This window comes from Stenotrophomonas terrae (assembly GCF_039674165.1).
In the GTDB taxonomy this organism is placed as follows: Bacteria; Pseudomonadota; Gammaproteobacteria; order Xanthomonadales; family Xanthomonadaceae; genus Stenotrophomonas; species Stenotrophomonas terrae_A.
In genome coordinates, this window is sequence record NZ_JBDJMY010000004.1 from 63779 (window position 1) to 77758 (window position 13980).

The 13980-nt window shown below is 65.3% G+C and carries 11 protein-coding genes; 8 read left to right on the top strand and 3 right to left on the bottom strand.

The annotated features are described in order from the left end of the window. Positions 1–6: 6 nt before the first annotated feature. The 3 genes from ABE493_RS02965 to ABE493_RS02975 all read left to right on the top strand — a co-directional run bounded on the left by ABE493_RS02965 (position 7) and on the right by ABE493_RS02975 (position 2828). Complete coding sequence (locus ABE493_RS02965; RefSeq protein ID WP_346497128.1) at positions 7–1548, top strand: GGDEF domain-containing protein; 1542 nt, start codon at positions 7–9, stop codon at positions 1546–1548. A gap of 67 nt (positions 1549–1615) precedes the next feature. After that, complete coding sequence (locus tag ABE493_RS02970; RefSeq protein ID WP_346497130.1) at positions 1616–2161, top strand: RNA polymerase sigma factor; 546 nt, start codon at positions 1616–1618, stop codon at positions 2159–2161. 4 nt (positions 2162–2165) lie between these two features. Continuing rightward, positions 2166–2828: a hypothetical protein gene (locus tag ABE493_RS02975; protein WP_346497132.1), complete on the top strand. Its 663-nt coding sequence runs from the start codon at positions 2166–2168 to the stop codon at positions 2826–2828. 135 nt (positions 2829–2963) lie between these two features. Here the strand turns inward: ABE493_RS02975 and ABE493_RS02980 are convergent, their stop codons facing one another. Continuing rightward, positions 2964–3872: a DUF808 domain-containing protein gene (locus tag ABE493_RS02980; protein ID WP_346497134.1), complete on the bottom strand. Its 909-nt coding sequence runs from the start codon at positions 3870–3872 to the stop codon at positions 2964–2966. Between the two features lie 143 nt (positions 3873–4015). Between ABE493_RS02980 and ABE493_RS02985 the strand changes: the two genes are divergently transcribed. Beyond that, positions 4016–5710 (top strand): ABC1 kinase family protein, encoded by a 1695-nt coding sequence (locus ABE493_RS02985; RefSeq protein ID WP_346497136.1) that lies wholly within the window; start codon positions 4016–4018, stop codon positions 5708–5710. A gap of 466 nt (positions 5711–6176) precedes the next feature. Then, entirely contained in the window at positions 6177–8276 is a 2100-nt protein-coding gene (locus tag ABE493_RS02990) for a phosphoglycerol transferase I (RefSeq protein WP_346497138.1), read from the top strand. Positions 8277–8728: 452 nt separating this feature from the next. Here the strand turns inward: ABE493_RS02990 and ABE493_RS02995 are convergent, their stop codons facing one another. Together ABE493_RS02995 and ABE493_RS03000 are read right to left on the bottom strand one after the other, a co-directional pair. Then, positions 8729–11155: a DUF3772 domain-containing protein gene (locus ABE493_RS02995; protein WP_346497140.1), complete on the bottom strand. Its 2427-nt coding sequence runs from the start codon at positions 11153–11155 to the stop codon at positions 8729–8731. An 88-nt stretch (positions 11156–11243) separates the two neighbouring features. Continuing rightward, a complete protein-coding gene (locus ABE493_RS03000) occupies positions 11244–11492 on the bottom strand; it encodes a hypothetical protein (protein ID WP_346497142.1) in 249 nt (82 codons plus the stop codon). A gap of 185 nt (positions 11493–11677) precedes the next feature. Here ABE493_RS03000 and ABE493_RS03005 point away from each other — a divergent pair, with 185 nt between their 5' ends. The 3 genes from ABE493_RS03005 (at position 11678) to ABE493_RS03015 (ending at position 13971) form a co-directional block, all read left to right on the top strand. Further along, positions 11678–12172 carry a lipocalin family protein gene (locus ABE493_RS03005; RefSeq protein WP_346497144.1) on the top strand — a complete coding sequence of 165 codons (495 nt, stop codon included), beginning with the start codon at positions 11678–11680 and terminating at the stop codon, positions 12170–12172. A 28-nt stretch (positions 12173–12200) separates the two neighbouring features. Beyond that, the gene (locus tag ABE493_RS03010; protein ID WP_346497146.1) at positions 12201–13412 is read left to right on the top strand and encodes an NAD(P)/FAD-dependent oxidoreductase; all 1212 of its coding nucleotides are present in this window, start codon (positions 12201–12203) and stop codon (positions 13410–13412) included. Positions 13413–13518: 106 nt separating this feature from the next. Next, positions 13519–13971, top strand: coding sequence for a hypothetical protein (locus tag ABE493_RS03015; protein WP_346497148.1), 453 nt, complete (start codon positions 13519–13521; stop codon positions 13969–13971). Positions 13972–13980: the final 9 nt, after the last annotated feature.

A 13980-nucleotide genomic window follows, 5' to 3' on the forward strand; every position in this document is an offset into this window, starting at 1 on the left:
TTCGCAATGGCCGATAGCCCCGACGACTCTTCCCCCTCCCGCAGCAGCGGACTGGGGCGCATCCTGGCGCGCCGGCCCACGCCGCCGCCGGTAGCGGCCGTGGAACTCGTCGCCAGTGGCGGCGCGGGCGCGGCGATGCTGCAGCGGCTGTTTATCGGTGCCAACGCGCCGGAGCCAGTGTTGGCGGCATTCGCCCAGGGCATGTGCACCCTGCCCGGCGAGTTGGGCGACATGGGCCAGCGCCTGCACAGTGCCCACGCCGAGAAGGACTGGGAGCGTTACGCGCGGCTGTTGCGGCAGCTGATCGACAAATACATCCGCACGGTAGAGCTGGAATCCAGCAACACCCACAACAGCCAGGCCGAGCAGTTGCGCGACATGTTGCGCGATACCCTCGGCGCGGTGCTGGCCAGCCTGATGCAGCAGTCGCCGGAGCTGGAGCAGCAGGCCCAGCGCATGGGCGAGGAACTGCGCAACTGGCGCAGCGGCCAGCCGCTGCAGCCGGTCGCCGTGCATCTGCGCGAGCTCTGCCACCAGGTTGGCGTGCGCAGCAGCAGCCTGCAGGAACAGCGCGACCTGCTGCTCAACCTGTTCGACATGCTGCTGGAAAACATCGCCGAACTGCTCGATGGCGACAGCTGGCTGCAGGGCCAGATCCGTTCGATCCGGCAGCTGCTGGCCGGGCCGCTGGACGCCAGTTCACTGGAGCAGACACGCAACGATCTGCGCGAGGTGATCTACCGGCAAGGGCTGCTGCGCGAAGGCATCGACCAATCCAAGCAGGCGATGAAGGACCTGATGGTGGACTTCGTGCAGCAGGTGGACGGCATGGTCACCGAAACCGGCGAATTCCATGACCGCATTGCCAGCTATGCCATCGCGGTACGCCAGACCCGCAGCATTTCCGACCTCACCCAGCTGCTGCAGGACGTGCTGCAGGACACCGCGCGGGTACAGGCGCAGGCGGCACGTGCACGCGACCACCTGGCCAATGCCCGCGCCGAGGCCAAGGCCGCCGAGCAGCGTGTGCAGCAGCTTGAACGCGAGCTGGAAGAAGCCGGCAGCCAGCTGCGTACCGACCCCCTGACCGGCGCCCTGAACCGGCGCGGGCTTGAGCAGCAGCTGGGCGAATTACTGGCCGACACCAACACACCGTTGAGCGTGGCCATGCTGGATCTGGACCACTTCGGCCAGACCAATGCCCAGCACGGCCATGCCGGCGGCGACCAGGCCCTTCGCCATCTGGTGGCGGTAACCCAGCAGCGCCTGCGCGGCCGCGACTGCCTGGCCCGGCTCGGCGGCGATGAGTTCGTGCTGGTGCTGCCCGGCCTCAATCGCGCCGCCGCCCTGGAAACCCTGCGCCAGTTGCAGCAGCAGCTGGCACAGCGCCCGTTCCTGCACGAAGAACAGCGGGTGCAGGTGCGTTTCAGCGCCGGCGTTGCCCAGGCGCAGCCCGGCGAAGCCCTGCAGGCCCTGCTGCAACGTGCCGACCAGGCCCTGTATGCAGCCAAGCGTGTCGGCCGCAACCAGGTGCTGCCGGCCGACTGACTGGCCGCCTGCCGGGTAATCGACGCGCGCCTGTGATATTTCCTGCGCTGGTGCGAATCACCCGGGCATGGACATCACTGCGACCGACCCCATTGCCGATCTGCAACAGCGCTTTGCCCACCTGCTGGCACAGCATCAGGGCATCGTGCTCAAGGTTGCGCGTGGCTACTGCACGCAGCGCGAGGACCGCAGCGACCTGATCCAGGAGATCAGCACCCAGGCCTGGCGCGCGTTTCCCGGCTTCGACCCGCAGCGCGCACAGTTCAGCACCTGGCTGTACCGCATCGCCCTGAACATCGCCATCTCGCAGCTGCGCGCCCGTGAGCTGCGCCGGCATTACCACAGCGACGTCACCCTCGATGACGCGCAGGCCAGCGTCGCCGACAAGGCCGAGGACAGCGCAAGCCTGGCCCAGCTCAACCAGTTGATCCACGCCTTGCCGGCGTTGGACCGGGCGCTGTTGCTGCTGCATCTGGATGACTGCAGCCACCGCCAGATCGGCGAAGTACTCGGCATCAGTGCCAGCAATGCCGCTACCCGTCTGCACCGGCTGCGCCAGCAACTGCGCAGCCAGTTCGACCCCGTCCCACCCACACCCACCCAGCGAGACTGAGCACATGCAACTGGACCAACTCAAAGCCGCCTGGGCAGATCAGGCGCAACGTATCGATCAGCTGGAAGCACACGCCCTGCAGGCCTGGCAGCAACCACGACAGCACGCCGTGCGGCGCCGCCTGCGCTGGTTCGGTGGCCTGCAGCTGGCCTGGTTGCTGGTATGGATCGGGGTGACCGTGCTGGCTGCCGGCTTCTGGGTCGAACACCGGCAGGTGCCGCAGCTGCTGTTGGCCGGGCTGGCCTTGCATGTGTATGCCATCGCCGCGATCTGGGTCTCGATCACCCGCGCCCTGCTCGCCAGGCATGTGGATATGGCTGCGGCACCGGTATTGATCCAGCAACAACGGCTGGCCCGCCTGCGCCGCTTCACTGCGCTCACCGAACTTGGCCTTGGCCTGCCCTGGTTCTGGCTATGGCTGCTGGCCCTGCAATGCCTGTGCGTGCAGTGGCTGGGACTGGACCTGTATGCGATGGCGCCGGCGTGGTTCCTTGGCACCTTGGGGTTCGGCGTGGTGGTGATGCTGGGCAGCGTTGCTGCAGCACGTTGGATGATGCGACGCGTGCCGGCAAGCCATCGATTGCAGCGGCTGCTGGATAGCCTGTCCGGGCAATCGCTGGCGCGTGCACAGCAGCAGTTGCAGGAGTTGGAGCGAGGCCTGCACTAGTTGTGCCTGCGGTTGTAGGAGCGGCGTCAGCCGCGAAGCAGACAATCTTTCAGACACCTACCGCGCAGTGAATCGCATGGCGGGGCCGGTGACGCTATCTGCTTCGCGGCTGACGCCGCTCCTACAAAATCAAATTCAATGCGCCGCTTTCGCCCCGCGCATACGCTGGATCATGGTTACCACGGTCAGCACTACTGCGCCGATGATGATGCCCACCACCATGCTGCCCAGCGCATTGGCCAGCCATTCCAGATTGGAAGGCGCCAAGCCGATCACGAAGTGATGCAGGGCCGGAATGGCATGCACCAGGATGCCGCCGCCGACCAGGAACATCGCTGCGGTACCGGCAACCGACAAACCGCGCATCAGCCACGGCGTCGCATACAGCAGGCCGCGACCAAACGCTGCCAGTACGCGGCCCTTGTCCAGCAACCAGGCGCCAATGTCATCAAGCTTGACGATGCCGGCTACCAGGCCATAGACGAATACCGTCATGCCCAGTGCAATGGCAATCAAGGTCACAACCTGCTGACTGAACGGTGCGTGCGAGATCACCCCCAGCGACAGCACGATGATCTCCGCCGACAGGATGAAATCGGTGCGCACCGCGCCCTTGATCTTGTCCTTCTCGAACGCCACCAGATCGACCTTTTCGTCGGCGATGGCTTTCAGCCGTTCGGCCTTGTGCGCCTCGTCCTCGTCCTTGGAATGCAGGAATTTGTGCGCCAGCTTTTCCACGCCCTCATAGCAGAGGAAGGCACCGCCGATCATCATCAGCGGCGTGATCGCCCACGGCAGCCAGGCGCTGATCGCCAGCGCCGCCGGCACCAGGATGGCCTTGTTGACCAGCGAGCCCTTGGCCACCGCCCACACCACCGGCAACTCCCGGTTGGCGTTGACGCCGGTCACCTGCTGCGCGTTCAGCGCCAGGTCGTCGCCGAGCACGCCGGCGGTCTTCTTGGCCGCGACCTTGGTGAGGATGGAGACGTCATCCAGCAAGGCGGCGATATCGTCTAGCAGGGCAAACAGGCTGGCTCCAGCCATGGGTCACCGTCAGGTCATAGGTCAGGGGAAGGGGGATTCTCACTCATTCAAGGCGCAATCGGGGCGGAGCGCTGCGTATTCACCCCTCTGCAACCCGCCAGCAGCGACACTGCCAACTCTGCCGACAGGGAGACACCCGCTTGATGGAACCGACCGCCAGCGACAACCCGACCACCGTGGGCGGCAACAGCCGACGCCAACAGATCGTGCGGCTGCTGCTGCGCTATCGCAACTCGGGCGTGTTTTCCGGCATCTCGCTGGATGGCGAAATACCGCGCCTGGGCCGGCCACCGGCCACCGGCAACCCCACCCAGTTCGTCGCCGACCTGGAGGCGCTGGGTACCACCTTCGTCAAGCTCGGCCAGGTGCTCTCCACCCGTCCGGACATGATTCCGCCCGAATACGTGGCCGCGCTGGAGCGCATGCAGGAGCAGGTTGCGCCGATCCCGGTCGAGCAGATCCGGGCGGTGATCGAGGAAGACCTGGGCGTGCCGGTCAACAAACTGTTTGCCTGGTTCGACCCGGAACCACTGGGCTGCGCGTCCATCGCCCAGGTCCATCGGGCCGAACTGCACGATGGCCGCGAGGTCGCCATCAAGGTGCAGAAACCCGATATCGCCGCCCAGCTGCGCTCGGATATCGGCGTGCTGCGCAGTTTCGCCAGCGCCGCCGACCACCTCACCCGGGTCGGCCGCAGGGTGCGTTTCTCTGACTGGCTGGGCGAGTTCGCCAAGACCCTCCGCATGGAGCTGGACTACGAAGCCGAGGCCGCCAACCTGGCACGCTTCGGCCAGCATCTGGCGCCCTACCCCGAGCTATGGGTGCCGCAGCCGGTATGGGACCTGTGCGGGCGGCGGGTGCTGACCATGGAACTGGTGCACGGCGTGCGCGTTGATGCCATCCCGCAGGTGCGCCGCACCGAGCAGTCGATGGTGCCGCTGGCCGCCGCGCTGGTGCGCGGCTATCTGGACCAGATTTTCGTGCATGGCGAAATCCACGCCGATCCGCATCCCGGCAACCTGCGGGTGACGCCGCAGGGCCAACTGGCGATCTTCGATCTGGGCATGGTGGCGCATGTGCCACCGCGCCTGCGCCAACGCCTGCTCAAGGTGTTGTTCGCCGCAGTGGACGGCCGTGGTGAGGAAGTGGCCGACGAAATCATCGGCATCAGCACCCGGCTTGAGGACTACGACGAGGAGCGTTACCTGCGCGAGACCGGGCAGATGATTGCCCGCTACGCCGCCAACGGCACCTTGTCCGAAGGTCATGTGGTGCTGGAGATCGTACGCATCGCCACCGCCAGCAACCTGCGCACGCCGCCGGAGCTGAGCCTGCTGGGCAAGGCCCTGCTCAACCTGGAAGGCGTATGCCGCTTCCTCGCGCCGGAAATGAAAACCCGGCGCGTGGTCGAAAAACAGCTGCAGCATGTGATGCGCGCGCATTTCCGCAAATCCTTGTCGGCGGCAAATCTGGCCAGCGAGGCAATGGAACTGCAGCAGCTGCTGCGCAACGGGCCACGGCGCATGTCCGACATCCTCAGCCTGCTGGCCGAGAACCGGCTGCAGATGAAGGTCACCGGGCTGGACGAATCGCGGCTGATGGAGAACATCCAGAAGGTTGCCAACCGTATCGCCGGCGGCCTGATCACCGCCGCCCTGCTGCTCTCCTCCACCCTGCTGATGCGGGTGCCGACGCGCTTGAACCTGTTCGGCTATCCGGCCTTTGCGATGGTGCTGTTCCTGCTGGGTGTGTTCATCGGCCTGGGCCTGATCGTCAGCTCGCTGCTGTTCGATCGCCGCACCCGCGCGCGTGCACGCGAAGAACGCGGCCACCGCTGAACACAAAGCAGGCCACGTAGCCCGGGTAAGCGCAGCGCACCCGGGACCATGCAACAGATGCACGACTACAGCAGCCGAGCGATCGAATCTTGCTGATGTGATCAGTGCAAGGCATCACTTCGATCATCCCTCACTGTGTAGGAGCTGCATGTCCCGGGTGCGCTGCGCTTACCCGGGCTACGTCGCTGCGCCGCACTACGTGACCAGTTCAATTGCGGCGTGAGAAGCGACAGTGGAAGTCGCCAGTAATTGGCAGAAAAGCACACACTCTCACCTCGCCTCACACGCGTCAGCGCGCCATGCATACCGCGACCAACGGTTGATGAATACAACTCCGCTGTCCGAACATTTCAGTCAGGTTACGGCAGGCAACATCCAGTTGCCTTTGCCACACCGCTGAAACAGCCGTGTGGCAGGCGATAGCGGCTGCGGCCGTTGCCCCTGTCTCCGCTACCCACGTGACCGCATGCATTGGATCATCTGGCTGTCTCTGGCAGCACTGTTTGTATTGTTGATGTTGTCACCCACCCTGGCACGGCTGAAGGCAGGCCTGCTCTCACTGTTGTTGCTGGCCATGAGCGGCTGGTGGCTGATCGACCAGCTCAGCGGCGATGGCATCAACTCGGCCACGCTGTACCACCTGCGCAGCGACATGGAAGGCGCCGGTGTCGGCGATTTCAGCGCCTACATCATCGGCTTCATCGCGCTGCTGCTGCTCTCATTCACGCCTTTGTTGCTGCTGCGTGTGCGCCGCCTGCAGCTGCCGCGTCATGGCGTAGCGATATTTGCCGGGTTTACCTCACTGCTGCTGAGCACCGTGCTGCTCAGCCCCTTGTATGCCGATGCCAAGCGCATCCACCAGCAGATGCAGCCGGTGGATTACAGCGTGGTGGCGCCGGAGTACCAACTGCCGTCCAAGCCGCTGGCACAGCGCCCCAACATCGTCTGGATCTACGGCGAGAGCCTGGAACGCACCTATTTGAACGAGGCCGTGTTCCCCGGCCTGATGCCCAACCTCACCCGGCTTGCCGGCGAAGGCCTGGATTTCCGCAACATCGCCTCGGCCGATGGCAGCGGCTGGACCATCGCCGGCCTGGTCTCCTCCATGTGTGGCGTACCGCTGACCACCGCGCAGGGCGATGAGAACAGCATGGGGCGGATGGGCCGCTTCTTGCCCGAGGCCTTCTGCCTTGGCGACTATCTGAAGCAGCAGGGCTATAGCAATCACTACCTGGGCGGCGCCAATGGCCAGTTCGCGGCCAAAGCCGATTTCCTGACCTCGCATGGCTTCGACGACGTGCGCGACCTGGAGTGGTTCCAGCAGCAGAAAATCGCCAAGCAGCACTTCTCCAACTGGGGCGTGCACGATGACGTGTTGCTGGAGCGCGCCTATGAGCGCTTCCTTGAACTGTCCGAGCGCGGCCAGCCGTTCATGCTGACCGCGCTGACCATGGACACCCACCATCCTGCCGGGCACCTGCCGGTTGCCTGCAGGAACACACGCTATCGCAGCGCGCACGGCAACATCGGCCTGCTCAATGCGCTCAAGTGCAGTGACCGCTTGATCTCGCGCCTGGTGGACCGCATCCGCAGCAGCCAGTTCGCCGACAACACCCTGGTAGTGGTGGCCTCCGATCACCTGGCCATGCCCAATGATCTGAGCCATGTACTGGAACCGCAGAAGCGCGAGAACCTGTTGCTGTTCCTCGGCAACAAGCTGCAGCCGCGCCAGATCAACGTGCAGGCCGGCACCACCCTGGACTCGGGCGCCACCGCACTGCAGCTGCTGGATCCAGCCATTGATGCGATTGGCTTTGGTCGCTCGCTGTTGAACCCGCAGCGCCCGGCCAGTGCCAGCGTCGCCGCCACCGGCGGTGACACCCTGGCCTATGCCCGCTACAGCGCTTTCGCACGCTCGCTGTGGCTGGGCGAACAGACCCGCATGCTGCGGCTGGAGCAGGACCAGCTGCTGGTGGGTGTGCAGAAAGTGCAGCCGCCGGTGTTGCTGGAATACGACCAGCAGTGGGACCTGAAATCGGTGTACCTGGAAAACACCACGCGCAAGTTCGAGGAAGCCGATCCGCAGCACCGCCTGGCCTATGTCGACCGTTGCACGGCATTTGAAGATGGCTCCGGCGATGGCCAGTGGTGCGCGCTACTGCTCGACAGCGACCAAGGCATGCGCCTGTACCGCGACGCGCAGCTGCGCCGTGGCATTGCCGTAGACGCACCGCTGCAGACCTTCAGTGGCCCGCGCCCCAGCGTGCGTCAATCACGCATGATCAGCCAGAAGCCGCGTCATGCCGGCCCCGGCCAGTACGTGCTGGAGTTGTACGCCGCACAGCGGCCGACGCGCGCGTTCTGGGTGGAGGCCGTGTCCTCCAAACGGCAAGTGGTGGTTGCCCAGCAATGGGTGCAGGCCGACAGCCAGGGCCGCATCCGCATGCCGGTGGGCGTGGACCAGGAAATCGACGATCTGGAAATCCGCGCCTGGCTCAACCACGCCGAACAACTGGCCATCGACGACTACGCACTGGTCCCGGCCAGCGATCATCCGAGGTCGTGACAGACCGTCAAGCTGTCTGTAGGAGCGGCACAACCCTGTAGGAGCGGCGTAAGCCGCGAAACCGGAAATGCCGCAGTTACCGGTACATCTGCAATCTGATGAACCATCAGCTTCGCGGCTGACGCCGCTCCTACAACCAAAAGCGGCTGATGAACTTGGCCGCACACGCCGCTTCCTTGTGGGAGCGGCGTAAGCCGCGAAGCCGGGAATGCTGCAGTTACCAGCCCGTCTGCAATCAGATGGACCATCAGCTTCGCGGCTTACGCCGCTCCTACAGCCAAGCGCGACTGATGGATTTGGCCGCAACCGCCGCTGTTTTGTAGGAGCGGCGTAAGCCGCGAAGCCGGGAATGCTGCAGTTACCAGCCCGTCTGCAATCTGCTGAACCATCAGCTTCGCGGCTTACGCCGCTCCTACAGGCTGACGCCGCTCCCACAATTCAACCGCGCGCGATCATTGCTCCGGGTCGCGCACCAGATGGATATCGGTGGGCGTCACCAGCGCGATGCCGGCCGCGGCGCTCTGCTCCAGCAGGGCGAACAGCACATCACTGCGCGTGCCGTAGACATTCCGCGCCGATGACACATAGGCAAAGCTGTTCACCGCCACCTGGCCGCCACTGATCGAATCAATGAAGAACGACGGCGCCGGGTCGATCAGCACGCTTTCGTTGGCCGCGTAGATCCCCAGCAACAAGCTGCGCAGCTGCCCCACATTGGTGCCCAGCGGCACCGAGAACTGCACCTGGATGCGGCCTAGGGCATTGGCCATGGTCATGTTACGGATGGTCTTGGTGATCAGCTCCGAGTTGGGCACGATCAAGGTCGAACGGTCACCGACCTGGATCTCGGTCGAGCGCACCGAGATGCGGCGGATATCGCCTTCCTGGTCACCGATCTTGATCCAGTCACCGATCTTCACCGGCCGCTCGGCCAGCAGGATCAGGCCCGACACGAAGTTCTGGGTAATGGCCTGCAGACCAAAACCAATACCCACCGACAAGGCACTGGCCAGCAAGGCCACCTTCTCGAAACCGATGCCCAGTGCCGCCAGCGCCCACAACGCGGCAAGCACGATGCCCAGGTAATGGGCGACGGTGCTGATCGAATTGCGCGCACCGATGTCCAGCTCGGTCTTGGGCAGATAGGTATCCACCAGCCAGCGCTGCACCACGCGCATCAAGGCCAGGCCCAATGCCAGCACCAGCACCGCGCTGAAGATCGATGCCGGGGTCAGCAGGTTGCCGCCGATCTTGATGCCGGCAGACAGGCGTTCCAGCCAGCTGTACAGCGCACTGACATTGCCGAACGGCGCAACGAACGCGGTGATGCCCAGCATCACCAGGGCAACCCGTGCACTGGCCGACAGCAATACCCCGGCCTGCTCCAGGCGGCTGGCCGACAAGCCGGTGGACAGCCGCAGCATGCGCCCGACCGCACTGTCCGGCGCCAGCAGCCACAACGCGAAGTCATCGGCAAAGCGCGTCAGCAGAGTGGTCGCCAGCACCACCACCGTGCCCCACACCATCTGCTGGGCGATGAACATGGCGAAGTTGAGGTAGCCCAGCAAGGTCGCCACCAGGGCGGCGGAAATGCTCAGGTAGCCGCCCAGCCGGGCGACGATCAACCAGCCGCTACGCGGCGCCCGTGGCGTGCGGCCACTGCTCGCATCCTCCTGCTCCACCCGCGCCGCCTCGGCCGCGCGGCGCCGATGCAGGCCGGCCAGCGTTGCCAGCATGCTCATGATCAGCACCACGTAGGTGAGCGCGATCAGGCCATCCAAGGTCACCGTGCCAACCGCCGAGGTACGCGCGGCGCGATTGACCTCGCGCAGCAGCATGGTCAGCCAGGTCAGGCTGGCCGCGCCCCAGGCGAAGTGGCGCAGGCGTGATGCGGCCACATCATCGATATCCAGCAGCCGCCAGGTGGGCCGCGACGGCACCAGCAGGCTGGCTGCGACCGCACCGATGAAGGCGGCGACAAACGTCGCGGCGACAAAGGTGTTGGCTACCGATTCCAGCCGCGGCGCAATCGCATCGATGGCCTGCAGGCTGGTCACCAGCACCTTGGCGGCCAGCCCCGGCAGCAGGGTGCCGACCAGCAGCAGCCATACCGCAAGCCCGGTACGACGCAGGCGCCCGGCCGGCGCACGCTCGGAAGCGGCATAACGGCGGCCCAGATGACGCAGCCAGATGCGCAGCGGGAACAGCATCAGCAAGGCCAGCGACGCACCCAGCAAGGGAGCGCCCCAACCCTGCTTGCCCACCGCTTTCAGCAGCGTCGTACTGGCCTGGCGGTACAGCGAGTGGAAGCGGCTGTAGTCATCGGGCAGGTGTTGGGCAAACTCCCGCCACAACGCCGGTGACAAGGGCGAGCCCACCTTGCGGCCGAGCTGTTCACCGAACTGCTGCGCACGGGTTTTCTCGATCGACTCGCTGGCCTGCTTGGCCTCCTCGGCCAACAGCTTGCCGCGCTTGATATCGGCATCGATCTGGCTGCGTTGCTGGTCCAACAGTTTGCGCTGGCGGGCGATGTCGGCTTCTTCGCCACCTTCCGGGGCCGGCCCCAGTTGCTCGATGCGGGCATCGAGCTGGCTCAACTCCGGCTGCAGGGCCAGCACGCTGGCCTCGGCTTCCCGCTGCGCCTGGTTGGCACGCTCGGCCAGCGTCTTCAGGGTTTCCGGGGCGTCGGCATCATTGACCGCGCGCTTGACCGACTCGACCGCCCGCGAGGCCTGTTCAATGCGGGCCTGCGGGCTGGACTCGGCCGCCACATTCGGGGCCGCTGCCAGCGCGGTACCGCTGGCAAACAGGCCAGCCTGGGCCACCAGGAAAACAAACAACAGCGCGCGCAGCGGACGCAGGAAACGTTGGGCAGGCAAGGCAGGGCACCGGATCGCGCGGACTACCGCGCCTGCGGGGCACTATATGTCAGCACGTGTTCACATCCTGCAAAACAGCGCCCATTACTCAGTATTTCAACGCCAGTTCGGGGATATGGCCGCGGTTGAGCTCGTAGATTTCCTGGAACTCTTCCTCGGTCAATTCGTCCGGCGCATACACCGCCACCTGCTCCCACACCTGGGTGGTGGGCAGCGGCTGGCGGGGGCCGGCACGCAATGAAAAACCATGCCCTTCGTACTCGACCACCTCGGGCACCTGCTGCCAATGCTCGCGCGCATAGCGGTTCTGCCCCTTGAGCAGGATCACGACAAACATGGATAACTCCCGTCTTCGGATGCGGCCAGCCTAGCGCAGCCATGTTTGCCCGGCGCGAAGAGAGCGCAGCGGCGCCGGTACCGTGCAGTGAATGGCAAATCGACCTGGCCGGCACAATGCCTTAACCGGCGGTGGCCTATAGCTGGTGCCCCGCGCAACCTGCGCCGCAGCCGAAGAGGTCATCCATGAATCAACACTCCTCCCTGGCAACCGTCCCGCACGTGGATCTGCAACGCTATCTGGGCACCTGGTACGAGGTGGCACGCCTGCCGATGCGGCATGAGCCCGAAGATGCCACCGACATCAGCGCCCACTACTCGCTCAACGAAGATGGCAGCGTCCGTGTGCAGAACCGCTGCCTGCGCGGCGGCAACCTGGAAGAGTCCATCGGCCAGGCCAAACCCATCGATGACAGCAACAGCAAACTGGAAGTGAGCTTCCTGCCCGAAGGCCTGCGCTGGATCCCCTTCACCAAGGGCGACTACTGGATCATGCAGCTGGACGCGGCCTACACCAGCGCACTGGTCGGCAGCCCGGACCGCAAATACCTGTGGCTGCTGGCGCGCCTGCCGCAGATGGACGCCACCACCCGCGACCATTACATCGCCTATGCGCAGCAGCAGGGCTTTGATACCGGGCCGCTGATCCATACCCCGCACACCGGCCACCCGACCGGCTGAGCCCGGCTGCATCGGCGCGGAGGCCGGCATGGACCTGAAAAGTGGCTACCCGTTCTGGGCCATCCGCAATGGCCTGATGCAGGCCTTCCCGCCCTTGCAGCAGGATCTGCGCTGCGAGGTGGTGGTGATTGGCGCCGGCATCACCGCCGCACTGATCGCCGATCAACTGCTGCAGCATGGCCACGAAGTCGCGGTCATAGAGCAGCGCGATGTTGGCTGGGGCTCCACCGCCGCCAGCACCGCGCTGCTGCAGTATGAAATCGACACGCCAATGCGTGAGCTGGCAAAACGCCATGGCCTTGACGCGGCCCTGCTGGCGTACCGCGCCTGCGCGCAGGCGATCGAGCAACTGCAGGAACTGGCGGCACAGGTAGGCGAGGTCGATTTCCGCGACGCACAGAGCCTGTACTACGCCAGCCGGCGCCGGCACCTGCGGCCGCTGCTGGAAGAATTCGAGCTGCGCAGCCGCCACGGTTTCGCGGTGGACTGGCTCGATGCTGAAGGTGTTGCCAAAGACTATGGCTTCGCCGCACCCGGCGCCATTCTCAGCACGCCTGCAGCGAGCATGGACCCTTACCGGATGGCTTACCGTCTGCTTGGGCGCGTGCAGGCGCAGGGCGGCCGGGTGCATGACCGCTGCCGTGTGAATCATATCGAGAGCAACGCCAGGCACGTCCATCTGCGCACCACCGAAGGCATCAACATCCGCTGCCGGCATCTGGTCATGGCCGCCGGTTACGCCAGCCAGCGCTGGCTGCAGCAGCGGGTGGCGCGCAACCGCAGCAGCTACGCCTTCGTCACCGATCCATTGCCCGCCGACGCACTGGGGCCACTGCGCAACACTCTGTTATGGGAAACCGCCCGCCCCTATCTCTACCTGCGCAGCACCGCCGACAACCGCCTGTTGATTGGCGGCGAGGACGACGCGGTGGACGTGCCGTTGCGGCGCGATGCACAGGTCGACCGCAAGGCAAAGCGCCTGGCCGGCAAGGTCGCCCGGCTGTTCCCACATCTGCCGATCCAGCCCACCTTCGCCTGGGCCGGCACCTTTGCCGAAACCGAGGATGGCCTGCCGTTCTTCGGCGCACATCCGCAATGGGGCCCGCGCGTGCATTTCGCCATGGCCTACGGTGGCAATGGCATCACCTATTCGATGATCGGCGCCGGCCTGGTGCGCGCCGCCATCGAGCGACGCCGGCACCCGCTGGCGCAGCTGTTCTCCTTCCAGCGACTGGACTGAGGTAGCCGCCGCCACCGGCAGGCGACAGCCATCATTCAAATCATTTCTGGTAGCGTTCAGGCTGCCTCACCATCGCGGTGCGGCCCTGTAGCGGAGCGGTTGCACCATGATCCGAACATTCCTATCTGCGGTTGTGCTGCTGGCCCCGGCTGTTGCCATGGCGCAGGACACCGCAACCGCACCGGGCGGCTTGGACCTGAGCGTGCCGCAGGCGCCGTTGCGCTACCTGGGCGAGACCGACTACAAGGGCGATGCACCAGGCACCTACTACGGCGACCAGAGCGGCCCGGCACCGCGCAAGGACCAGCCCGGCGCCCAGGTGATGGACGACAAACTGCAGGTGCACGGCGCGGTGAGTGCCGGCATCGGCTATTCCAAGGCCTACGGCAACAGCAACTGGCAGGCCGTGGACCTGAACCTGGGCAAGAACTACAACAACGACGAAGGCGAAAGCCGCCGCGTCAACCTGAACATCCACATGAGCAAGAGCGAAGGCCCCGGCCCCTATGGCTATGGCCCGGGCCCGGGTTTTGGCCCAGGCCCCTGGGGCGGCTGGTAAGCCGCACCA